The following is a 22,465-nucleotide window of genomic DNA, read 5'->3' on the forward strand; positions in this document are numbered from 1 at the left end:
CTCGCTTGTGATGCGCCAGACCGCTTGGTCGGCACGGTTGAGCGAATCCGTCCTTAGACCCTCGAACCAAAGTTGAGGTAGTTGATGTTCTCGAGGTCGGAGATCTGCGAGGCCAGGGGAGACGTGGTGTCCGTGGTCTCGTAGTAGTGGCCGTCGGCGTCCATGGCGCCGATTGCCGAGATTGCGGGCATCGTTTGGGACATGCCCAGGTTGGCCTTCTGGTAGTCGGTCAGGGGGATGCCGGCCTGCTGGGCGAGGATGGCACTGAGGTAGTTGACGCTCGTTGCCCTGTTCTCGCTGGTTTGGCTGTTTTCAGCCACGTCGTAGTTGGCCCAGACGATGTAGGTCGTCTGGTAGGTCTTCATGATGTGGTCGAGCGAGTCAGGATTCTCGGCGGGGGTGATGCGATCGTTCTCCCACTGCGAGATTGACGGCTGGTGGTCTCCGAAGAACAGCAGGATGACGGGGCGATCGAGCTTCTTGAGCTCACCGATGAGGTACTGCAGGTCCTTGTCGGACTGCTGGATGCACGTGAGGTACTCGTTGAGCTGCGCGTTGTCATAGTCCGACTGGTTGGGGATCGAGTAGTTCGTCAGTAGCTCCTGGGGAATGTTGAACTGGTCGTAGCCCGTGTGGTTCTGCATCGTGACGTCGAAGATGAACTGCGGACCGTCATTGTTCTTCAGGATGTCGAGGACCTTGTCGTAGGTCGCCGCGTCCGTGACGCCGCTGTGGAAGCACGGAGCGTTCTGGAAGCCGTTGATGTCGATGAATTGGTCGAAGCCGAACTGCTGGTAGACCTTGTCACGCTTCCAGTTGCTGGCCAGGTTGGGGTGGATGGCGGTGGTGCTGTAGCCCAGGTCCTTCAGCTGGCTGGCGAGCGTCTCCACCTTGTCCATGCTGTAGAGGTTGTAAGGGTACTTGCCGGTGCCCACGTAGGCCATGCTGTTGCCAGTCAGGAACTCGAACTCGGAGTTGCAGGTGCCTCCACCCAGCACGGAGGTGTAGAGCTTGCCGCGCATGAGGCAGTCGTCCATCGAGTTGTAGAAGGCGGGGCCGGTGTAGCCGAAGTTGCCCAGGACGCTGATGTCGGCGAAGGTCTCGTTCATGATGCAGACGATCGCCGGCTGCTTGGTGCCGAACTGAGCGTTGGCGGCCTGGTACTTCTTCCAGCTGGCGACGTCCGCCTCGGCCTTCGAGGCGTAGGTGCTCTGGATCTGCTCGGCGGCCTCGGTGCTGTAGCCCTCCGGCTTGCGGATGGGCATCTCGTAGGCTATCGAGACGAAGCTGGTCAGGAAGCCATTGGCGCGATATGCCTTGACGGGCTCCCAGAACTTGGTCTTGTTGCCGGCAATGTAGCCGTGCGCGCCCTGCGTGCAGGCGACGGTGCCCATGCAGCATGCGGCCGCAAGGACAAGGTTGAGCACGAGGGCCAGGACGCGACGGGCGATGCGACCCTTGGCGGCGGCGTCCTCGGCATCGGAGCCGGCCTTGGCAGCGGCTCCGACCGTGGAGCCGGACTCGGCACTGGCGACGGGCGAGACGAAGGCGAGCACGCCCAGGCCCAGGCAGGTGATGGCTGCGGCGAGGAGGACGCTCGGTCCGAACGAGAAGTTCAGGCCTCCGCTGACCGCGGCCGCGGTGCCCAGCGCAAACAGGTCGCCGGGCATGATGGCGCTGCCCTTGAGGACGATGACGTAGTACTCGGCGACGCCAATCAGGAACAGCGCGACCAGCAGGAAGTTGCAGCCCCAGCTGCGGTGCTGGAACAGGAAGTACATCATGAGCATGGCGAGGGTGATCATGCCCTGCTCCCACAGGCGGGAGGTGGCGTCCATCCACGAGATGCTGTCGTTCCACGAGATCTCGTGGGCGTAGAACGCGATGGCCGAGACCAGGAGCACGATCACTAGGTCGCGCACCAGGAGGATGGCGCCGCGACGCAGGCCGCTTCCCAGGAAGCCGTCGATCTTGCGGCCGATGCGGTCGCGCTGCAGCGCGGCGGAGCCGGCCACGGTGGCGGCGAGCGAGAAGAGCGCGAGCGTGCCGGGGTCACCGCTGTAGAGTCCCACCAGCTGGAGCACGGAGCCCACCAGGAGGATTGCCATGAAGCTGATGGCCCAGGCCCTGGCGCGCCTGGAGGGGGAGCGGTCGACGCCGCCCTCGCCCTCCTGCGTCTGCCAGCGAATCAGAAAGGCGAGCGCACCGATGCCGACCAGGGGTATGAGCGCCGCCAGAAACGTTCCAAGATTCATGAGGGAGTGCCTTGTCGTCTTTCGGGCGAGAAGGACGTGGCGTCTGTCCTTCTCGCCCATGCGGATAGTGAGGGTGGATGGTGGTGGCTCGACTTGCCGGGCCGGCCGGTCGAGCCAGGCCATCTGCCAAGCTAGGCCAGCTTGAGGAAGGCCTCGTAGCCCTTGTAGGCCTCGTAGACGTCGGCCTTGCTGATGGTCTCCCAGGGTGCGTGCATGCTGAGCACGGGCACACCGCAGTCGATGACGTTCATGCCGTACTTCGCGAGGATGTAGGCGATGGTTCCGCCGCCGCCGGCGTCGACCTTGCCAAGCTCGGCGGTCTGGTAGTGGACGCCTGCCTTGTCCATGCAGCCGCGGATCTCGGCCATGTACTCGGCGTCGGCGTCGTTGGAGCCGCTCTTGCCGCGGCTTCCGGTGTACTTGTTGAAGGTCAGGCCGTGGCCCATGAAGCAGGAGTTCTTGAGCTCGAAGACCGAGGCAAAGGTGGGGTCGAACGCCGCGGAGACGTCACTGGAGAGCATGCGGGACCTGCGCAGGCAGCGGCGCAGGTTGAGCTCGCCGCCTTCGCCCGCGAGCTCGAGGATCTCGGCCATGGCGTCCTCGAAGAATCGACTGGTCATGCCCGTGGCGCCCACGGAGCCAATCTCCTCCTTGTCGACCAGGATGGTGACGGCGGTCTTCTGCGGAGCCTCGCACTCGAGTTGGGCGACGAGGCTGGGGTAGGCGCAGGAGCTGTCGTCGTGGCCGTAGCCTAGGATCATCGAGCGGTCCAGGCCCATGTCACGAGCGGGCCCCGCAGGCACGACCTCGAGCTCTGCCGAGAGGAAGTCCTCCTCCTCGATCTCGAGGTTGGTCTTGAGCAGGTCGAGGAGGGCGGTCTTGACAGGTGTCTTGTTCTCCTTCTTGTCGTCCAGCTTGACCGGGCGGTTGCCGATGATGACGTCGAGCATCTCGCCCTCGATGGCGTCGGCAGCGGTCTTGCCCATCTGGTCCTTTGAGAGGTGGATGAGGATGTCGGAGACGCAGAACACGGGGTCGTCTGCCGCCTCGCCGATGGTCACGGGCACGACGGTGCCGTCGGTCTTTACGATGACGCCGTGCAGGGCCAGGGGAATGGTGACCCACTGGTACTTCTTGATGCCGCCATAGTAGTGGGTGTCGAGCGTGACGATCTCGTTCTTCTCGTCCATGGGGTTCTGCTTGACGTCCAGGCGCGGCGAGTCGATGTGCGCGCCCAGGATGTTGAGGCCCTCGGCGAGGGGCATAGTGCCCAGCTGGACCAGCAGGACGCCCTTGCCGTGGTTGGAGGCGTAGACCTTGTCGCCCGCCTTGAGGGGCTCGCCGGACTCGACGAGTTCCGCGAGGTCGCGGTAGCCGGCCTGGCGCGCCATGGCGATGGACGCGGAGCAGATCTCTCGCTCGATCTTGTTGTCCGAGATGAACTGGCGATACTCGCCGGCAAACTTCTGGACCGCCTCGAGCTGCTGCTCGGAGTAGTCGCTCCATGCGTTGGGACGCTGCATGCTTGCACTGCCTTTCTACGAAAGCGGCGCGACTGGCACAATGCCGGCCGCGCCGCACTTAACAACCGTGCTATTGCCAGGGGCACTCTGCGTCGTGCGCTCCCTGCGGGTGGTGGCTCTGGTGCGTCCGGACCGATGCGGTCGCGGGTCGCGGAGCCGCCTGGCCGCACACCCAAAAGAGAGGCGCTTGCACGCGAATTGCGCTGCCTAGCATAGTCTACCTAACCCTTCGAGGCGGAGCTTGTGGTGCCTCCCGCAGATGATGACCCTGTGGAGCTGCCCGAGCCGCTGGTCGAGCCGGAGCCGTTCGCGGAGCCTGAGCCGCTTCCGGACTCGCCCTTGCTGCCCGAGGAGCTGCCTGTGTTTCCGCTGGCGGAGCCGCTGTTGGAGCCGCTGCCCGAGCTGCCTGACCCGGTGCCGTTCGAGCTGCCGGAGCCACTTCCGGACTCGCCCTTGCCGTTCGAGTGCGAGCTCGAGCCGTTGGACGCGGAGGCGCCTTCGGATTCGCTCGTGCCCTCGCCCTTGCTCGAGTTGGAGGACGTGCTCTCAGACTCGGACTTGTTCTCCGCAGTCTTCTCTCCCTCGGAAGCCGTCGCCTCGGACTTGCCCTCCTCGCTGGAGGATCCGGTCGCCTTGCTCAGAGGCTCGTAGGGGCCGGACTCGGTCGGGTCGGTAGTGGTGGGGGATATGATTGGCTCGGTGCTGCCGATGCCCTGGCCTGAGGTTGCTACGGTGATGACCAGCGCGTACGCCAACACCGCGGCGATGGCGACGATTACGGTCACGATGGCGGCGCCTCTGCGCAGCCTCTTCGCACGACGCTGGGCCGCGGCCTGGCTCATGTCGTCCGAGGCGATGGGGGTGCCGGTCTCGGCGTACTCGCCGGAGCCGCCCAAGGGCGTCAGGTCTTGCTCCAGCTCGTGGGGAAGGTGCCTGATGACGGTGTGCTCGGGGTCGATCTGGTCTGCCGTGACGTCCTGCCCGGTGACGGTGTCGTAGTAGGTGGCGCTCTGGTCTGCGGCGCTTCTGTTGCCGGCGTCGGTCGCCTGCATCCTCTGGGTCATGCCGGGCGAGAGGCGGTCCTGGTCAGGTATTGCCTTGATCTTTTCGGCCGATGCGGCGAGCATGCCCTTGTACACCTGCGTAGCCACGGCCGTCGCCGCTGCCGCGACGCCGACTCCGATGATCGATCCGGCAAGGCCGATCTTGCTCTGCAGCGCGAAGGACGTAACCGCCGCGAGCGCACTTGCGACAACGGAAGTCATCGAGAACTCCGAGAACACGCCCTTCTTGGGCTCGTCGTCCTGCGCCCGGGACGCCTCCTGTGTCTGTCGCTCGGACTGGTTTTGCTGGTTTCCCACGAGAAAGACTCCTTGCTCTTTCGCTCTGGCTCGGGCTAGGTGCCCGGAACATACCTCTAATTTGGATACCCCACTATAGGTTCGCGTCTCGCGCTCTCGGCAATTACACGAAGACATAACAAGCTCTAGTCTCCCGCCTGTTATTTGTACTTGCGAGGGAGCATTTAAGAACCTGCGGACGGACGACGGTTCTGCCCGGTGGCCTCTGCACTTCTCGCATTCGGACGCTGGGCGGCAAAAACGCAACGCTCGCAAGCGGATTAGCTTTCTTTAAGGATTGTTACCTTATTGTAACGATTGCTTCTGAAATGCAGCGTGGCGGACCACGTCCGCCGGAGGGAGACAGGTATGTACAAGAGGGGAAGAATTGCAAAGCTTGTCACGTCAACGGCGCTCGCGGCGATCATGGCGGGGCTCCCGGCCGTCCAGGCGCTCGCATGCACGCAGGTGACCATCGGCAACCAGCTGACGAGCGACGGGGACACCTACTTCGGCCGCTCCGAGGACTACTCGAACCGCTACGGCAAGGTGTTCGGCATCGAGCCCGCCACCGATAACGGCAAGGTCATCCAGAGCCACGAGAATGATAGCAAACCTGCTGACTCGTTCCGCTACGAGATTACCGGCCCCACGTTCCGCTACACCTATGTGCGTGACACGCCCGACAACTGGACCAGCCAGGGCGATCCTGACGCCAAGGCCTATTCGGAGGCGGGTACCAACGAGAAGGGCGTGAGCCTTTCCTCCACGCTGACCACGAACATGAACGACGCCGTCGCGGCTGTCGACCCGTGCGTCGACCCCGGCATCGGCGAGTACAGCATTGCGGATTTCGTCCTGTCGCAGGCGACCACCGCTCGCGAGGGCGTCGAGCTCCTGGGCAAGGTCATCGATCAGCAGGGCTCCCAGGACTGCAACCAGATCGTTATCGGCGATGCCAACGAGACCTGGATCTTCATGCAGCTCTCCGGGCACCAGTGGTGCGCGGTCAAGTGCGCAAGCAACCTGGTCTCGATCAACCCGAATATGAGCAACCTTCAGTTTGACGTCGACCTTGAGGACCAGAGTGTCTGCCTGCACTCTGCCAACATGGCCCAGACGGCACAGAAGGCCAACACCTATGTCGAGACCAACGGCAGGATGAACGTCGCCGCCTCTTACGGCAAGACCTCCGTCGAGCAGGGCTATGGCCAGAACATTCGCTACGTCCAGGGCCACAAGTACTTTGGCGACGCGAACCTTGGCGGCTACACGCTCGTGGCTGGCAAGGGAGTGAAGAGCATCGACAACAACCAGCTGTTCTTCTCGCCCACCAATGCCTCGATTGACACGTTCACCGCGCTGCGCGTCTTCGCCTGCCGCGGCGAGGGTACCGATGTCGACGCCAACGCGAACGCGGGCTTCTACGCCATCGGCAGCAACCGCAACACCGAGAGCCACATGTTCCAGGTACGCGACGAGTACGCGACGAGCGACCCGGAGGTCGCGACCATCCAGTGGGAGGGTCTGTCCCGCTCCGAGTTTACGGTCTTCGTCCCGTCCTACTCTAACCTTCTGACCAACGTCGACACCGAGCTGTATCCCAACGAGGCAAACTTCTCCGTCGGGCACGTCGGTATCCAGAAAGAGGGCGGCGATGCCGGCAATATCGCCCAGAACGAGCAGACGGCGATGGCCGACGGCGACCAGGTGAACCTGGACTACGTTCTGATGGACATCAACACGCTCGCCTACAATCACCGCGATACGGTTGCCACCGGTGCCCACGCCTACCTCGACGCCCTGCAGAAGGAGATCATCGAGGAGCAGAAGACGGTCGACTCCTATGTCGTCGCGGCTCAGGGTACCGAGGCGCGCACGGCACTTGCCAACAGAGCTCACGCTGTCGTCTCGCGCGACACCTTCGAGAAGACCCACAAGCTGCTCGAGGAGATTCGCGCCTATTTGAGGGCCGGCGACTTCTCGCAGCCGTTTGCCGCCTCGGACCTCACGGCCGACGGCAAGCTCGCCGAGCCGCTGGGCTACGCCGACGCCTTCACCCTGACCATCGACCGTCAGCCCGCATCCGCGACAGCCTTCCAGAACGAGGGCACGCCTGCCCTGACGGTGAGCGCAAAGAGCGGCTCCAGCGACAATCTGAGCTACAAGTGGCAGAAGTCGACCGATGAGAGCAACTGGAGCGACTGCGGCAGCAGCGACACCTACGCGCCGCAGACGGCCGACCTGGGCACGACCTTCTACCGCGTTATCGTTTCGGACGACAATGGCAACTCCGTCATCTCGGAAAGCGCCAAGATCGAGGTTGTCGAGAAGCCCGTCAAGCAGAAGACGGGCTCGATGTACCGCCTGTACAACCCCTACACGAGCGAGCACTTCTATACCGCCAACTTCGACGAGATGATCATGAACGTCGGCCTCGGCTGGAAGTACGAGGGCGTTGGCTGGGAGGCTCCCGAGCACTCCAACACCCCGGTCTATCGCCTGTACAACCCATATACGAGCGACCACCACTACACGGTGAGCCCAGCCGAGCGCGACAGCCTGGTTGCTGCCGGCTGGAACGACGAGGGCATCGGCTGGTACTCCGACGACGAGCAGGGCGTGCCCCTGTATCGCCAGTACAACCCCTACGCCCGCACCGGTGCCCACAACTACACTGCCAGCGGCTACGAGAGGGACTCCCTGGTCAAGGCCGGCTGGAGGGATGAGGGCGTCGGCTGGTACGGCGTCGCCGAGGAGGACTAGCGCTCGATGGCTCCTCGCCGCCACTTGCTGGCGAGCGCCTCAATCCTCGCAGGGCAATGAGTGCACGAATGGGGGCGCGTCCGATTCGTCGGGCGCGCCCTTCTTGCCTATATTTTTGCGTCTGGGGCTACTGTCCGAGGGCTGCATGCGTATCGAATACCTGGTATCTATTCGCGCCCATGGAGAAATGAACCGAAATCAGAATCAAGTTTGAAGGTAGACCACATTCTTCATGCATCTCGGGGCGTGCCAAACACAAGCTAAACAACGCGCGTTAGAATTGCAGCTGAGTTAAACCACCCATATCTCAATGGAGGTACACATGCTCGTCAACGCTACTGCTATGCTTCAGTCCGCCGAGAAGGGCCACTATGGCATTGGTGCTTTCAACACCAACAACCTTGAGTGGGCCAGCTCGATCCTGGACGCCGCAGAGGAGCTCCAGTCGCCGCTCATCATCCAGTGCACCGGTGGCGCTGCTAAGTGGCAGACCAGCTTCAAGGTCGTCTCTCACATCGTCCACGACCTGGTCGAGGAGAAGAAGATCACCGTTCCCGTCGCCCTTCACCTTGATCACGGCTCCTACGAGCAGTGCTTCCAGGCTATCGAGGCCGGCTTCACCTCCATCATGTATGATGGCTCCCACGAGGAGACCTTCCAGATCAACCTCGACCGTACCGCTGAGCTCGTGAAGCTTGCCCACTCCAAGGGCATCTCCATCGAGGCTGAGGTCGGCGGCATCGGTGGCGTCGAGGACGGCGTCGCCTCCACCGGCGAGCTCGCTGACCCCAAGGAGTGCAAGGCCATCGCTGATCTCGGCGTTGACTTCCTTGCTTGTGGCATCGGCAACATCCACGGCCTCTATCCCGAGAACTGGGCTGGCCTCTCCTTCGAGCGTCTGAGCGAGATCAAGGCCGAGACCGGTGACCTTCCCCTCGTCCTCCACGGTGGCACCGGCATCCCCGTTGACCAGGTCCAGAAGGCCATCTCCCTCGGCATCTCCAAGATCAACGTTAACACCGACCTCCAGGTTGCCTTCGCTAAGGCGACCCGCGAGTACGTTGAGTCCGGCGCTGACCTCAAGGGCAAGGGCTATGACCCCCGCAAGCTCCTCAAGCCTGGTCGCGAGGCTATCGTCGCCCGTACCAAGGAACTCATCGAGGAGTTCGGCTCCACTGGCAAGGCTTGGAACTAAGCTATCGGCTGCCTAGGCAAGCGATTGTCTGGAACAGTTAGCCGAACGACTTATTGTTTGGCATCTTGAACTTGGCCGGCGTCCTTCGGGACGCCGGTTTTTTTGCTGTCGCACAAATCATCGCGAGCGCATGCCTGGGGCAAAAATGCGGCACAGGGCCACTGTTGTGTCACGTAGGTGAGAAAAGAGCGAATCAGGTGCAGGCCGTAGCTGTATTTTTTGCCGAGGGTTTCTATGACCTTGCTTCGCCTGTCGGGGAACTGCTCAGAAGCGCGCGGCACGACGGGCGCCGGCACCGCCAGGCCTAGCGACTCCCCGTCTTAGGCGCGGCGTACGCGACGCCGCCGCGAAAAACGCGCTACGGTCCAAATCCTTGACCTCCCTTGGCTGGCTCCAGTTGGGAGACGGTGGTCACTGCCTTTCAGGGCGTCCGCGTGTCTTCGCGCTATCGTGTCCTCGGCTGTCCGGCGTAGCCCGCAAAAAACATGCCCGCTCGCGGCGGGCAGGTCAATCTTAAAAAATGTTCGGGCGGGTTACCTGCGTCAGCCCCGGCGAGTTGCCTATTCCTTTTCCCTGCGACCCTGCTCCTTTGCGCGTTCCGCCTCGAGCGTGCCGCGTTCCATCATCTCCTCGACGATGTCGGCAAGCGTCTTGCTGTCCAGGTAGGACGCAGTCACCTTGCCCAGGTCGCGCCACATTGTGATAGTGGGACAGGTGTCGATTTGCGGGCAGATGCTGTCGTTGGTGCAGTCCAGGCACGATACCGGTGCGAGCGAGCCCTCCGCCGCGCGAAGGATTGCGCCAAGGGTGTACTGGGAGGGGTCGCGCGTCAGGCGGTAGCCGCCGCCCTTGCCGCGGAGGCTCTCCACGAAGCCTGCCTTGTGCATCAGCGAGACGACCTGTTCGAGGTACTTGCGCGAGATTCCCTGGCGTCGCGAGACGTCTCCCAGCGAGACCCAGCCCGGGTGGGTCGCGAGGTCTCCCATGATCCTGAGCGCGTAGCGCCCCTTTGTCGAGAACATGCCAGCCATGATCCTCTCCGATGGTCTTGAGCTATTCCGAGTCGCTATCCGTCGACGCGGCGACCGTGGGCAACGCGTTTGCCTCGAGCATCTCGCTCAGGGTGCGCCAGGCGAGCTCGGCGCACTTGACGCGTGCGGGCATGTGCGAGATGTCGCGAAGCATCGCGGCGTCCTCGAGCTCCTCGATGCGCTCGTCGTTGGTCTCCTCGCCACGCACCATCGCCATGAACAGGCGGCACAGCTCGATGGCCTCGGCGGGGGTCTTGCCGACCATGAGGTCACTCATCATGTCGGCCGAGGCCTGGCTGATGGCGCAACCGTGGCCCTGGTAGGCGGCCTCGTCGATGGTGCCGTCGTCTGCCATGCGCACCGAGAAGGTCAGCTCGTCTCCGCAGGATGGGTTGACCCCCTCGTGCGTGAAGGTGGCGCCGTCCATCTGGTACTTGTAGTCAGGGTGGTTCACGTGGTCCATGAACTCCGCGTTGTAGAGGCCGGTCACGCCGGCAGCCATGTTAGCCATTGAAGATCGTCCAAACCGTGTCGAGTCCGTTGATGAACCTGTCGATGTCCGCCTTGTCGTTGTAGAACGCGACTGAGGCGCGGCAGGTGCTGCCCATCTGCACGTCGAGGTACGAGAGGAGCGGCTGCGCGCAGTGGTGGCCGGCGCGGATGCAGATGCCGGAGCCGTCCAGAATCGAGGACACGTCGTGCGGGTGGATGCCGTGAACGTTGAAGGCGACGGCACCCACGTGGCGCGAGCCGTCGCGCGGGCCGATCACGTCGACGTAGTCCAAGGCAGCGAGCGAGTCGCACAGGTAGCAGGCGAGCTCGCGCTCACGCTGCTCGATGCGCTCCATGCCGAGGCCCTCCAGGTAGGTGAGGTCTGCGTCAAAGGCGTAGGAGCCTGCCGCGTCCTGCGTGCCGGCCTCGAACTTCTGCGGAACGGGGGCCCAGACGGCGCCGGTCTCGGTGACCGAGTCGATCATCTCGCCGCCCGTGAGGAACGGCGGCATCTGGTCGAGAATCTCGGACTTGCCCCACAGTACGCCGATGCCCATGGGGCCGCCCAGCTTGTGGGCGGAAAACGCCATCAGGTCGCAGTTGAGCTCGCGCACGTTGACCTTCAGGTGCGGGACGGACTGCGCGCCGTCGACCACCATGTAAGCGCCCATCTCGTGGGCGCGCGCGGCGATGGCGGGAATGTCGTTCTCGACGCCAAGGACGTTTGAGACGTGCGTGACCGAGACAATCTTGGCCCTGGGACCGATCTTCTCCTCGATCTCCTGCTGGGTGATGGCGTAGTCGTCGTCCAGGCGCAGGTAAACGAGCTTGGCGCCGGTTGCGGCACAGACCTGCTGCCAGGGGATGATGTTGGAGTGGTGCTCCATGATCGAGATGACGACCTCGTCGCCTGGCCGCAGGACCGAGCGCCCCAGGCTGTTGGCAACCAGGTTGAGCGACTCGGAGGCGTTGCGCGTGAAGACGACCTGGCTGCCCTGCGGCTTGCCGGCCTCGTCGGTTGCGCCGATGAAGCTCGCGATGTGGTTGCGGGCGTCCTCGATGGCCGCAGTCGCGGCGACCGAGAGGCGGTACAGGCCGCGCAGCGGGTTGGCGTTCATCGTCTCGTAGAAGTCGCGCTCGGCAGCGAGCACGGCCTCGGGGCGCTGCGAGGTCGCGGCGCTGTCGAGGAACGTGATGCCGGGGTTCTTGGCGAGCAGGGGGAAGTCCTTCTTGTACGGGCTCTGCTCGATATCTTTGAGCTGTGATTCGCTTAGCATGCTACCTCTCGCTGTCTATTCGTTGCTGCTTGCGTCGGTGTTGTCTTCCGCATCGCCTGCTGCCTCGGCGGGGGAGAAGGACAAGGCCTCGTCCTCGAAGGCATCGCCCAGGACGTGGGTTCCGCGCGCGATGACGGCCGTGCGGGCGGATGCAACCTCGGCGTGGTTCAGGGCGTCGTCGAACAGGGCGCGGGTGAACAGCGTGTCGATGTCGTCCTCCGAAAGGCCGCGGGCCTTGAGGTAGTCGATCTGCTCGGGACTCAGAGAGCCGATGGTCGCGCCGTGGTTGCCCTGGACGTCCTCCTCGTCGCAGAGGATGGAGGGCAGGGTCTTGTTGGTGACGCCGTCGCCGGTCACCAGGACGGTCTCGGCCTCGTTGCCCTTGGCGCCCTTGGCGCCGTGGATGAGGTCGATGGTCTCGCGCATGGTCTTGCGGGCCGAGTCGCCCAGGATGCCCGTGGACTGGATCTCGCTGCGGGTGTCGCGCCCGCGCATGCGCACGACGTGGTTGATGTCCAGAAGCTCGCTGCCACCTGCTACGTAACGGCAGGTCAGGTCGATGCGAGAGGACTTGCCGGCAAGGTTCGCGGCGATGCCCAGGGCGACCTTGGCGCCGCCCAGCGCGTACTGGCGGATGCTGACGCGCGCGTCGTCCGCGGCCTCGACCCCGATGGCCTCGAGGTGCTGGCGACCCTCGCCGGAGGCGACGATCTGGACGATCTCGACCTTGGCGCCACGCTCTGCGATGACGCGAAGGGCCGCTGCGGTGGTGGCCACGGTCGAGGTGGCCTCCTGCCGGGAGCTCGTGCTCACGATGATGCGGACGCTTGCGCCCTCGCGCACCATGACGCCGGTGTCCTTGAAGGGCTTGTCGTCGGTGACGGCCACGACGACCGGCTCGTCCCGGCGCGTGCGGGCGGGAACCTCGACGTAGGCCGCGCCGTCGGCCATACGCTCGATCCAGCGGGTGGCCTCGGCGCCCAGCCCGTCCTCGATGGCCGAAAAGAGCTTGGGCAGCCTGTTGAAGGCGGCTCCGGTGCGTCCGGCCTGGGGCGCGGGGACGTCGAAGGCGATGTCGTTGATCCTGAGGTAATTCCAGGTCTGTGCGGGCGAGTCGTTGACGTTGACGAGGGCGATGGTCGCCGGGCTCGTGATCTTGCTGTCTGCCATTAGCCGATCGCCCCTTCCATCTCGAGCTTGATCAGGTTGTTCATCTCGACGGCGTACTCGAGCGGCAGCTCCTTCGAGACGGGGTTGGCGAATCCGTTTACTACCATGGAGCGCGCCTCGGCCTCGGAGCAGCCGCGGCTCATCAGGTAGAGGACCGTGTCATCCGAGATACGGCCGATGGTCGCCTCGTGGCCCACCTGCGCGGTGGCGTTGCGCACGTCCATCGCGGGAATGGTGTCGGAGCGGCTGATGTCGTCGAGCATGAGCGACTGGCACGAGACCGTCGCGCGTGCGCGGTCGGCGTGGCGGCCGACGATGATGGAGGAGCGGAAGGTGTTCAGGCCGCCGTCCTTCGAGATCGACTTGGTCTCGACCGAGGCGGTGGTGTCCTTCCCGTTCAGCACGACCTTGCAGCCCGTGTCCAGGTCCTGCGTGGCACCGGCGAAGGTGATGCCGGTGAACTCGCAGCTGGAGCGGTCTCCCTGCAGGATGGTGGTGGGGTAGAGGTAGCTCACGTGGCTGCCGAACGAGCCGGAGACCCACTCCATCCTTGCGTCGGAGGCGACGCGGGCGCGCTTGGTGTTGAGGTTGTACATGTTCTTGGACCAGTTCTCGATCGTGGAGTAGCGCAGGCGCGCGCCATCCTTCACGAAGAGCTCGACCGCGCCGGCATGGAGGTTCGCCTCGTAGTACTTGGGGGCGGAGCAGCCCTCGATGAAATGCAGGTCAGCGCCCTCCTCGACGATGATGAGCGTGTGCTCGAACTGGCCCGCGCCCTGGGCGTTCAGGCGGAAGTAGCTCTGAAGCGGGTAGTCGACCCTCACGCCCTTGGGGACGTAGACGAAGGAGCCGCCAGACCAAACGGCGTAGTGGAGCGCCGCGAACTTGTGGTCGGTCATGGGGATGAGGGTGCCGAAGTACTGCTTGACGACGGGCTCCCACTTGGGGTCCTGAAGCGCGTCCTCGATGGTGGTGTAGACGACGCCGTACTTGGCGACCTCCTCACGCATGTTGTGGTAGACGATCTCGGAGTCGTACTGGGCCCCGACGCCGGCCAGGCTCTCGCGCTCGGCCTGGGGGATGCCCAGACGCTCGAAGGTGTCCTTGATGTCCTCGGGCACGTCGTCCCAGTCCTTGGCCTGTTTGGTCTTGGGGCTGACGTAGGTCGAGATGTTGTTGAGGTCCAGGCCCTCGATGGAGGGGCCGTAGTTGGGGGCCATGTCGCGGCGGTGGTACTCGGCGAGCGCCTTCAGGCGCATGTCGAGCATCCACTGCGGCTCGTTCTTCTTGCTGCTGATGGAGCGGACGATGTCGGGCGTCAGGCCGTCCTCGTAGCGCTCGTAGCCCTCCTCGGACTTCGTGAAGTCGTATAGCGAGCGGTCGACGTCGGCGACCTTGGAGCGGCCGCGCTCGTCGAGCTCGGGAGTATCGTTGCTGCTCATTAGGCCTCGTCCTTCTCGACTGCGCCCTCGAAGCGGCCGAAGCCGTTGGCGTCGATGTCGTCGATGAGGGACGCGGGGCCCTCGGCCACCAGGTTGCCCTTGACCATGACGTGGGTCCTGTCGACAGAGAGCTTCTCGAGGATGCGCGTGTTGTGGGTGATCATCAGCAGCGCGCCGTCGCAGTCTGCGCGGTATGCCTCGATGCCGCGCGAGACGATCTGGAGGGCGTCGACGTCGAGGCCGGAGTCGGTCTCGTCGAGGATGGCCAGCTTGGGCCTGAGCAGCAGGAGCTGGAGCATCTCGATCTTCTTCTTCTCTCCGCCCGAGAAGCCCACGTTGAGCTCGCGGGTGAGGAAGGAGTCGTCAATCTCGAGCTGCTCGGAGATCTTGGCGACGCGCTGGCGGAACTTGCGCGCGGTGGTCTTGAGCTCGGGACGCATTTGGCAGATGGTGCGCAGGAAGCTGTACAGGGGCACGCCGGGGACCTCGACGGGGGCCTGGTAGGACAGGAAGATGCCCGCGAGCGAACGCTTGTCGGCGCCCTTCTGGGTGACGTCTTCGCCGTCGAACTCGATGGCGCCCGAGGTCACCTGGTAGGCGGAATCGCCCATGATGACGTGACCGAGCGTCGACTTGCCGGCGCCGTTCGGCCCCATGAGGACGTGTGTCTCGCCCGTGCCGACGCTCAGGTCGATGTTATGGAGGATGGGCTTGTCCTCGGTTCCCGCCGAGAGCCCGTTGATGGTAAGCAGCTGTGCCATGGTGCCTCTCTCTGTGCTGGTAAAGCCTTACGTTTCGTGCGGCCGCCGCGCCACTGGACGATGCCCCTCGCTGGCTGGCGGTGATATTCCTACTCACAAGGGGGTATATTACCCCGCATCGACGGGCCCAACAACAAGAAACTCTAGTTTGCAGGTAGGATTCACGCCAACGTTACGAGTTGGACCGCGACCGCATTCCGGGCGCCCGTCTGGGCGGCCGCAGTGGCAGGGCGGAGGGAACGTGTTTGCCGCGACGCCGGCCTGCCGGCTGAGCTGGTCGGAAGGGGGCCGTGGCAGGCGAAGCGGGGCGGAGGGGTATGGCATGGGCCGGCCCCGCCGCGCTCTCAATCCGCCTCGATTCGCACGCGCTGCTCTACTATGTTTGGGACAAACACCAAGCAGGGAGGAACCATGCCGCAAGCGGAACGTGACGCGCCCCAGGCCGACGCGCCCCTTACCCGGAATGACGTTGCGGGCATCGCGGACTACGCGCGCATCGCGCTGACGCCGGAGGAGCTCGACCAGATGACCGCGTACCTCAACGACGCGGTCGCGCTGCTCAAGCCCATCCGCCACTTCTGCCTCGAGGGCGTCGAGCCCACGTTCCATCCCATCGGCGGCCTCGCCAACGTGATGGCCCCGGACGAGCCCGACCCCGCCCGGAGCCTGCCGACCGAGGTCGCGCTTTCGGCCGCCGCCTCGAGCAGGGGCCGCTTCTTCCGCATCCCGTCGATCCTGGGGGCCGCGGAGGATGCGCCCGCAGACTCCGACCCGACTGCCACGCCCGGCGGCGCCATGTCCGACGACGGCGCGACGGGGGAGGTGGGCCGCTGATGGCAAGCCTCGACCAGCTTTCCGCCTCTACCATCGCGCGCGGCGTTGCGGCGGGGGACTTCTCGGCTACCGAGGTCGCCCGCGCCTCGCTCGACGCCGTCGCCGCTCGCGACCCCAAGGTCCAGGCGTTCCTGGAGGTCTCGGCCGACCTCGCCCTTACGGCGGCGGCTTCCGTCGACGCGGCCAGGGCCAGGGGAGAAGCGCTTCCGCCCCTTGCTGGCGTGCCCGTCGCGTTCAAGGACAACATGCAGCTCGTGGGCACCCACACCACCTGTGCCTCGCGCATGCTCGAGGGCTACGAGTCGCCCTTCACCGCAACCTGCGTGCGCCGCGTGCTCGACGCGGGCGCCGTGCCCGTGGGCAAGACCAACATGGACGAGTTCGCCTTCGGCAGTTCCACCGAGTCGAGCGCCTTCCACCCCACGGCGAACCCCTGGGACACCTCGCGCGTGCCCGGCGGCTCCTCCGGAGGCTCCGCCGCGGCCGTCGCCTCGGGCCAGGTCGCGCTCGCGCTGGGCTCCGACACCGGCGGCTCGATTCGCCAGCCCGCGAGCTTCTGCGGCGTGGTGGGCCTGAAGCCCAGCTACGGCGTCGTGAGCCGATACGGCGTCGTCGCCTTCGGCTCGTCGCTCGACCAGGTGGGTCCTTTCGGCAGGCGCGTCGAGGACGTCGCCCTCGCCATGGACGCGCTCACCTGCGCGGGCCGCGACCCCTACGACGCGACCAGCCAGGACTGCGAGCCCGACTTCCGCGCGCACCTTGACGATCCTGTCGAGGGCCTCACCGTAGGCGTGGTGCCCGAGCTCATGGCCACACCCGGCCTGACCGACGAGGTCAGGGCTGGCATCGCCCTCGCCCGCGCGGCGCTCGAGTCCCAGGGCGCGCGCGTCGTCGAGGTGGAGCTCCCCAGCATCGCGAGCGCCATCGCCGCCTACTACGTCATTGCCCCGTGCGAGGCGTTCAGCAACCTCGCCCGCTTCGACGGCGTGAGGTACGGCCGCCAGCAGGACGGCTGCTCGTCGCTGGCACGGCAGACCGCCCTCTCGCGCGCCCGCGGCTTCGGCCAGGAGGCCAAGCGCCGCCAGCTGCTCGGTGCCTACCTGCTCTCCAGCGGCACCTACGACAAGTACTACTATCCGGCGCAGCAGGTCCGCACCCTCATCACGCGCGACTACGCCCGCGCCTTCGCGCGATGCGACGCCATCCTCATGCCCGCGAGTCCCCGCACCGCCTTCCGCTTTGGCGAGGTCTCCGACCCCACGCAGATGTACGCCGCCGACGCGTTCACCATCTCGAGCAACATCGCAGGCAACGGCAGCGTCTCGGTCCCGCTGGGGCTGGGGGCCGACTCGGGCATGCCCGTCTCGGCACAGCTGCAGGGTCCCGCGTTCGGCGACTGCCGGCTGCTGGCCTTCGCGCGCGCCCTCGAGCGCGGCGTCGACTGCGGCCTCGGCTTGGGCAAGGGCGCCCCCGTCGCGCCAGCCTTCGCCGGGAAGGGAGGTGACCTGTGATGGGCGAGCCCAAGCTGCGTCCGCTTGCCGACGTGCTCCGCGACTGGGAAGCAGTCATCGGCCTCGAGGTCCACACCGAGCTCACGTCGCTCAGGACCAAGATGTTCTGCAACTGCCGTCTGAGCCACGACGACGCGCCCAACACCAACGTCTGCCCCGTGTGCCTGGGGCTGCCCGGCGCGCTGCCCGTGCCCAACCGCGAGGCCATCCGGGCCATCGTGATGGCGGGCCTGGCCTGCGGCTGCCAGATCCAGCGTCGCTCGATGTTCTATCGCAAGCACTACTTCTATCCCGACATGGCCAAGAACTTCCAGACCACGCAGGGTCCCGTCGCGTTCTGCATGCACGGCCGCCTGGACCTCGAGGTCTCGGGGGAGGGTGCCGCGGAGCGTCCGGCCCGCGCAGACGCCGACGCCAGGGGAGAAGCGCTCGCGCGCTCGGCCGACGGCTCCTACGTGGTCCCCGTCCGCATCCTGCGCATCCACATGGAGGAGGACGCCGCCAAGATGGTCCACGCAGGCGGTGAGGAGGGTCGCATCGACGGTGCCACCGAGTCCTTCCTGGACTACAACCGCTGCGGCACGCCCCTGATTGAGCTGGTGACCGAGCCTGACCTGCGCACCCCCGAAGAGGCGCGCCTTTTCATGGAGAAGCTCCGCCGCACCTTCAGGACGCTGGGCATATCTGACTGCTCGCTCGAGTCGGGCTCGATGCGCTGCGACGGCAACGTCAGCCTGCGCCGCCGCGGCAGCCGCGAGCTGGGCACGAAGACCGAGGTAAAGAACCTCAACTCCTTCAAGAGCCTGCACGACGCCCTCGCCTTCGAGATCCGCCGCCAGGCCTCCCTGCTCGAGGGAGGCGACCCAGTGCGCCAGGAGACGCGCCACTGGGAGCCGTCTCGAAGGCGCACCATCGCCATGCGCGGCAAGGAGACGGCCGACGACTACCGCCTGTTTCCCGATCCTGACCTGGCACCCTTCGACTTGAGCGACGAGTTCGTCGAGAGCGTCCGCTCCCTCATGCCCGAGCTGCCCGACGCCAAGCGCGACCGCCTCCAGAGGCAGTACGGCCTCAAGCTCCACGACGCGGCCCAGCTTGCCGACGACCCCGACGTCTCGGCGCGCTTCGAGGAGGCCGTGGCCCTTGCGACCGAAGGTGAGAAGCGCTCCGCATCTGGCTCCGCAGGTGCCTCGGCCCGAGGCGTGGCCGCCACCGTCGCCAACGTCTTTGTGAACCTGCTGCCCGCCTTTGGAGCCGTGACTTCCGCCCAGGCCGCGGGCGTCTCGCTCCTGCTTGTGCGCGACGAGCTCACCTTCGCCCAGGCAAGGGAGCTCCTCGCCGCGCTCGACGGGACCGACAGGGACCCCGAGGTCGCCGTCGACCGGCTGGGCCTGCGCCAGGTGAGCGACGTCGAGGCCCTCGATCCCGTGGTGAATGAGGTGCTTACCCGCTGCACCGAGCAGGTGGCCCAGTACCGGGACGGCAACGTAAAGGTGATCGGCTATCTGGTGGGGCAGTGCATGAGGGCGTCGTCGGGCTCGGGCAATCCCAAGCTCTTCAGGAAGATGCTCGCCGAGCGGCTGGACTCCTGAGGGGCTCGGGCGCTCGGCGAGCCGACGCTCGCGCCCGTGCGCTGCCGCTGCCCGATTGCCGGGCACTTCTCCCCAGTATGCGAAGAAACCCAAATAACACTTAAACCAAACTGAACCCGCTGTTGAGCTGGGGCTACAGTGAGCCGTTGGCATAAAAATGGTCTCTATGCGTCGTGTGTATTTGGGGTTTGGGCACGTGCGTGGGGTAGACTCTATCGGATACGAATCGAAGTGATGATAGAATCATTACGCCTATGCATACTATCGTCGAACGAAATCGAGGCATATCGATGCAGAACAAGGCACAGAAAGCCATTGCCGCGGCGCTTAGTGCGACGCTTACCTTCTCGGGCGCAACCGCACCCGCCCTGTTCCTGAACACCGCGTACGCTGACGAGGCCAGCGACCTCCAGTCTCAGCTGGACGCCGCGAACGCCCGCCTGAACTCGCTATACGCCCAGGCCGAGGAGGCCTCCGAGCAGCTGAACGACACGCAGGTCAAGCTGGACGAGACCAACGCCCAGATCGACTCGCTCAACCAGCAGATCGAGGAGCAGGAGAAGGAACTCAAGCAGAAGCAGGACACGCTCTCGGACCGCGTGGCGGCCAACTACAAGTCCGGCTCCACCTCGCTGCTCGACCTCCTGCTGAGCTCTCACTCCTTCGAGGAGCTCACGAGCAACATCTACTACGCGACCAAGGTCAGCCAGAGCGACGCCGAGGCCATCGCCGAGGTCAAGAACCTGCGCGAGGAGCTGAACAACAACAAGAGCCAGCTCGAGCAGCAGAAGTCCGAGCAGGAGTCCCTGCTCGAGAGCCAGAAGTCCCAGCAGGCCGCGCTTACCGCCCAGGCACAGGAGGCCCAGTCCTACGTTGACAGCCTCGACTCCCAGGTCAAGGCTGCCCTCGAGCAGCAGCGCCAGCAGGAGGCGGCGGCAGCCCAGGCCGCAGCGCAGCAGAACGAGGCCGCTTCCCAGCAGGAGGCCAACAACGCCGCGCAGCAGAACACCAACAACAACGGTGGCGGCAACAACGGCGGAAACTCCGGCAACACCAACAACAACGGCGGCGGCAACAACGGCGGCGGCAACAACGGTGGTGGCAACAACGGTGGTGGCAACTCCGGCGGCGGCAACTCCGGCGGCGGCAACCACGGCGGCGGCAACCACGGCGTGAGCGGCGCCTGGCGCTCCACGGTCGTGAGCGCGGCCTACGCCCAGATTGGCGGCACCTACGTCTGGGCAGCGTGCAACCCCGGCGCAAGGCAGTTCGACTGCTCCGGCCTGACCATGTACTGCTACAGCTGCGCCGGCATCAGCATCTCGCACAGCTCCGGCTCGCAGAGCAGCTTCTGCAGCAAGCCCATCTCGCAGGCCGTCGCGGGCGACGTCGTCTGGCGCCCGGGTCACGTCGGCATCTACGTGGGCGGTGGCAACACCATCGAGGCGCTTTCGCCCGGCCAGGGCATCCAGTTCGTCTCTGGCGGCCTCTACAGCTTCTCGCGCTGTGGCTCGCCCGTCTAAGGCGACCGCGCAGCCAACATCAGGCGGCAACGCATAAGCTCAAGCCCGGCCCCGGTGGGGGTCGGGCTTTTCTTGTGACTCGCCATGGAGTCGCGTCGCCCGACGCGCTTGGCGTGAGTGGGACAGCACCTTCCGTTTGGGCTAAAGGGGCCCTTGCGTTGGCGGAAAAGATGGGACTGGGAGCGCATGCGTTTCTCGGCAAGGGAAATAATTGATGTGGCAGGTGCGTCGTGGCCGTCGTTCGCGACCGCTCGGCCCACCCCTTCGGTCCGTGTTGTTTTGACAAGGAGGCTGCACAATGGCAAACCGCTTCGTTCTGAATGACATCTCGTATCATGGCTCGGGCGCGATCAAGGAGATCCCCGGCGAGATCCTGCGCCGAGGCTACAAGAAGGCCTTCGTCTGCTCCGACCCCGACCTGGTCAAGTTCGGCGTCACGGCGAAGGTGACCGACCTTCTGGACGGGGCGGGCATTCCCTGGGAGCTCTACTCGCAGATCAAGCCCAACCCGACCATCAAGAACGTTCAGGACGGCGTCGCGGCCTTCAAGGAGTCAGGCGCGGACATGATCGTCGCCATCGGTGGCGGCTCCTCGATGGACACGGCCAAGGCCATCGGCGTCATCGCCGAAAACCCCGAGTTCGCCGACGTCGTCTCGCTCGAGGGCGTGGCGGACACCAAGAACCACGCGACCTTCACCATAGCGGTTCCCACCACCGCCGGCACCGCGGCCGAGGTCACCATCAACTATGTGATCACCGACCCCGAGAGGGTTCGCAAGTTCGTCTGCGTCGACGTGAACGACATCCCGATGGTTGCCGTGGTCGACCCTGAAATGATGGCGTCCATGCCCGCCGGGCTCACAGCCGCGACCGGCATGGACGCGCTCACGCACGCCATCGAGGGCTACACCACCCGCGGCGCCTGGGAGCTTTCGGACATGTTCCACTACAAGGCGATCCAGCTGATCAGCTCCAACCTGCGCGACGCCTACGCCGAGGCGCAGTCCGGCACGCCGGGCAGCGGGCGCGAGGGCATGGCGCTGGGCCAGTACGTCGCGGGCATGGGCTTCTCGAACGTTGGCCTGGGCATCGACCACGCCATGGCGCACACGCTCTCGGCGCACTACGACACGCCGCACGGCGTTGCCTGCGCGATGCTGCTGCCCATCGCCATGGAGTTCAACAAGCCGGCCGTCGCGGCGCGCCTGGCCGAGGTCGCCGTCGCCATGGGCGTCGACACCACGGGCATGAACGAGGACGAGGCCGCCGATGCCGCCATCGAGGCGGTGCGCCAGCTCTCGGCCGACGTGAACATTCCCAAGGCCTGTGACGGCCTGGTGGAGGGGGACCTCGACCAGCTGGCGACCGACGCGCTCAACGACGCCTGCTATCCCGGCAACCCCTGCGAGGCGACCCACGAGCAGGTGGTGGAGCTCTTCCGCAAGGTCATGCCGTAGCGCTATTCGGGGCGTCTGACCGGGGCGCCCCGCCCGGGTCCACACTTCGCAATCGCGCGTGCCCGTCTTGCTTGCTGCGAGGCGGGCACGTCCTTCCAGCGGTGTGCGGGCTTGCGGAGGGGTGTGCGGAAGCGTGACGAACGTTTGGCTGCGTGCGATATTCTGCATTGCATCTACCAGCGCGTTTAATCGAAACAGATATGTTTACCAGCAGAAACGTTAGGGCCTAGCAAATTGCGAGGTAAAACGCTATGTTTGGATGGTAAGAAGGTCTCGGGACCATTGCGGGCACCC

16 protein-coding genes are annotated in these 22,465 nt (G+C 65.2%); 7 read left to right on the forward strand and 9 right to left on the reverse strand.

What is annotated here, in order from left to right:
• Window positions 1–53 precede the first annotated feature (53 nt).
• The 3 genes from BMY31_RS01610 to BMY31_RS01620 all read right to left on the reverse strand — a co-directional run bounded on the left by BMY31_RS01610 (window position 54) and on the right by BMY31_RS01620 (window position 5,139).
• Complete coding sequence (locus BMY31_RS01610) at window positions 54–2,255, reverse strand: LTA synthase family protein (RefSeq protein ID WP_143802909.1); 2,202 nt, start codon at window positions 2,253–2,255, stop codon at window positions 54–56.
• A 131-nt stretch (window positions 2,256–2,386) separates the two neighbouring features.
• Window positions 2,387–3,778 carry an aminopeptidase gene (locus tag BMY31_RS01615; protein WP_091007648.1) on the reverse strand — a complete coding sequence of 464 codons (1,392 nt, stop codon included), beginning with the start codon at window positions 3,776–3,778 and terminating at the stop codon, window positions 2,387–2,389.
• A 221-nt stretch (window positions 3,779–3,999) separates the two neighbouring features.
• The gene (locus BMY31_RS01620) at window positions 4,000–5,139 is read right to left on the reverse strand and encodes a hypothetical protein (protein WP_091007651.1); all 1,140 of its coding nucleotides are present in this window, start codon (window positions 5,137–5,139) and stop codon (window positions 4,000–4,002) included.
• Between the two features lie 348 nt (window positions 5,140–5,487).
• On the opposite strand from BMY31_RS01620, the gene BMY31_RS01625 reads away from it, so the two are divergent.
• Together BMY31_RS01625 and fba are read left to right on the forward strand one after the other, a co-directional pair.
• Window positions 5,488–7,884: a C69 family dipeptidase gene (locus BMY31_RS01625; protein ID WP_091007654.1), complete on the forward strand. Its 2,397-nt coding sequence runs from the start codon at window positions 5,488–5,490 to the stop codon at window positions 7,882–7,884.
• Window positions 7,885–8,206: 322 nt separating this feature from the next.
• Entirely contained in the window at window positions 8,207–9,079 is an 873-nt protein-coding gene (gene fba / locus BMY31_RS01630) for a class II fructose-1,6-bisphosphate aldolase (RefSeq protein ID WP_078686550.1), read from the forward strand.
• A 560-nt stretch (window positions 9,080–9,639) separates the two neighbouring features.
• Here the strand turns inward: fba and BMY31_RS01635 are convergent.
• The 6 genes from BMY31_RS01635 to sufC are packed head-to-tail and all read right to left on the reverse strand — an operon-like array spanning window position 9,640 to window position 15,252.
• Complete coding sequence (locus BMY31_RS01635) at window positions 9,640–10,110, reverse strand: RrF2 family transcriptional regulator (RefSeq protein WP_078686551.1); 471 nt, start codon at window positions 10,108–10,110, stop codon at window positions 9,640–9,642.
• Between the two features lie 22 nt (window positions 10,111–10,132).
• The gene (gene sufU / locus BMY31_RS01640; RefSeq protein ID WP_091007656.1) at window positions 10,133–10,621 is read right to left on the reverse strand and encodes a Fe-S cluster assembly sulfur transfer protein SufU; all 489 of its coding nucleotides are present in this window, start codon (window positions 10,619–10,621) and stop codon (window positions 10,133–10,135) included.
• Window positions 10,614–11,879: an aminotransferase class V-fold PLP-dependent enzyme gene (locus BMY31_RS01645; RefSeq protein WP_091007659.1), complete on the reverse strand. Its 1,266-nt coding sequence runs from the start codon at window positions 11,877–11,879 to the stop codon at window positions 10,614–10,616. Before BMY31_RS01645 ends, sufU begins: the two co-directional genes overlap by 8 nt.
• 15 nt (window positions 11,880–11,894) lie before the next feature.
• Entirely contained in the window at window positions 11,895–13,049 is a 1,155-nt protein-coding gene (locus tag BMY31_RS01650) for a SufB/SufD family protein (RefSeq protein WP_091007662.1), read from the reverse strand.
• Window positions 13,049–14,491, reverse strand: a complete 1,443-nt coding sequence (gene sufB / locus BMY31_RS01655; RefSeq protein ID WP_091007664.1) for a Fe-S cluster assembly protein SufB — start codon at window positions 14,489–14,491, stop codon at window positions 13,049–13,051. The genes BMY31_RS01650 and sufB overlap by 1 nt, the downstream gene beginning before the upstream one ends.
• Entirely contained in the window at window positions 14,491–15,252 is a 762-nt protein-coding gene (sufC, locus tag BMY31_RS01660) for a Fe-S cluster assembly ATPase SufC (protein WP_091007668.1), read from the reverse strand. The genes sufB and sufC overlap by 1 nt, the downstream gene beginning before the upstream one ends.
• A 411-nt stretch (window positions 15,253–15,663) precedes the next feature.
• Here sufC and BMY31_RS01665 point away from each other — a divergent pair, with 411 nt between their 5' ends.
• From BMY31_RS01665 to fucO, 5 genes are all read left to right on the forward strand, one after another.
• On the forward strand, window positions 15,664–16,086 hold the full coding sequence (locus tag BMY31_RS01665) for an Asp-tRNA(Asn)/Glu-tRNA(Gln) amidotransferase subunit GatC (protein WP_091007671.1): 423 nt from the start codon (window positions 15,664–15,666) through the stop codon (window positions 16,084–16,086).
• The gene (gatA, locus tag BMY31_RS01670) at window positions 16,086–17,597 is read left to right on the forward strand and encodes an Asp-tRNA(Asn)/Glu-tRNA(Gln) amidotransferase subunit GatA (RefSeq protein ID WP_091007674.1); all 1,512 of its coding nucleotides are present in this window, start codon (window positions 16,086–16,088) and stop codon (window positions 17,595–17,597) included. The genes BMY31_RS01665 and gatA overlap by 1 nt, the downstream gene beginning before the upstream one ends.
• A 14-nt stretch (window positions 17,598–17,611) precedes the next feature.
• A complete protein-coding gene (gene gatB / locus BMY31_RS01675) occupies window positions 17,612–19,189 on the forward strand; it encodes an Asp-tRNA(Asn)/Glu-tRNA(Gln) amidotransferase subunit GatB (protein WP_091008061.1) in 1,578 nt (525 codons plus the stop codon).
• A gap of 290 nt (window positions 19,190–19,479) precedes the next feature.
• Window positions 19,480–20,712, forward strand: a complete 1,233-nt coding sequence (locus BMY31_RS01680) for a coiled-coil domain-containing protein (RefSeq protein ID WP_143327726.1) — start codon at window positions 19,480–19,482, stop codon at window positions 20,710–20,712.
• Between the two features lie 298 nt (window positions 20,713–21,010).
• Window positions 21,011–22,171, forward strand: a complete 1,161-nt coding sequence (gene fucO / locus BMY31_RS01685) for a lactaldehyde reductase (RefSeq protein ID WP_091007680.1) — start codon at window positions 21,011–21,013, stop codon at window positions 22,169–22,171.
• The last annotated feature ends 294 nt before the right edge of the window (window positions 22,172–22,465 follow it).

The sequence above is a fragment of the Parafannyhessea umbonata genome (genome assembly GCF_900111255.1).
GTDB lineage: Bacteria > Actinomycetota > Coriobacteriia > Coriobacteriales > Atopobiaceae > Olsenella_J > Olsenella_J umbonata_A.

What these genes read in the sequence shown, in the direction of transcription:
- fba (WP_078686550.1), top strand. Translation starts at nt 8,207, where the DNA reads ATGCTCGTCAACGCTACTGCTATGCTTCAGTCCGCCGAGAAGGGCCAC.
- BMY31_RS01665 (WP_091007671.1), top strand. Translation starts at nt 15,664, where the DNA reads ATGCCGCAAGCGGAACGTGACGCGCCCCAGGCCGACGCGCCCCTTACC.
- sufB (WP_091007664.1), bottom strand. Translation starts at nt 14,491, where the DNA reads ATGAGCAGCAACGATACTCCCGAGCTCGACGAGCGCGGCCGCTCCAAG.
- BMY31_RS01680 (WP_143327726.1), top strand. Translation starts at nt 19,480, where the DNA reads ATGCAGAACAAGGCACAGAAAGCCATTGCCGCGGCGCTTAGTGCGACG.
- sufU (WP_091007656.1), bottom strand. Translation starts at nt 10,621, where the DNA reads ATGGCTAACATGGCTGCCGGCGTGACCGGCCTCTACAACGCGGAGTTC.
- BMY31_RS01635 (WP_078686551.1), bottom strand. Translation starts at nt 10,110, where the DNA reads ATGGCTGGCATGTTCTCGACAAAGGGGCGCTACGCGCTCAGGATCATG.
- BMY31_RS01615 (WP_091007648.1), bottom strand. Translation starts at nt 3,778, where the DNA reads ATGCAGCGTCCCAACGCATGGAGCGACTACTCCGAGCAGCAGCTCGAG.
- BMY31_RS01625 (WP_091007654.1), top strand. Translation starts at nt 5,488, where the DNA reads ATGTACAAGAGGGGAAGAATTGCAAAGCTTGTCACGTCAACGGCGCTC.
- gatA (WP_091007674.1), top strand. Translation starts at nt 16,086, where the DNA reads ATGGCAAGCCTCGACCAGCTTTCCGCCTCTACCATCGCGCGCGGCGTT.
- BMY31_RS01610 (WP_143802909.1), bottom strand. Translation starts at nt 2,255, where the DNA reads ATGAATCTTGGAACGTTTCTGGCGGCGCTCATACCCCTGGTCGGCATC.
- BMY31_RS01650 (WP_091007662.1), bottom strand. Translation starts at nt 13,049, where the DNA reads ATGGCAGACAGCAAGATCACGAGCCCGGCGACCATCGCCCTCGTCAAC.
- BMY31_RS01645 (WP_091007659.1), bottom strand. Translation starts at nt 11,879, where the DNA reads ATGCTAAGCGAATCACAGCTCAAAGATATCGAGCAGAGCCCGTACAAG.
- fucO (WP_091007680.1), top strand. Translation starts at nt 21,011, where the DNA reads ATGGCAAACCGCTTCGTTCTGAATGACATCTCGTATCATGGCTCGGGC.
- sufC (WP_091007668.1), bottom strand. Translation starts at nt 15,252, where the DNA reads ATGGCACAGCTGCTTACCATCAACGGGCTCTCGGCGGGAACCGAGGAC.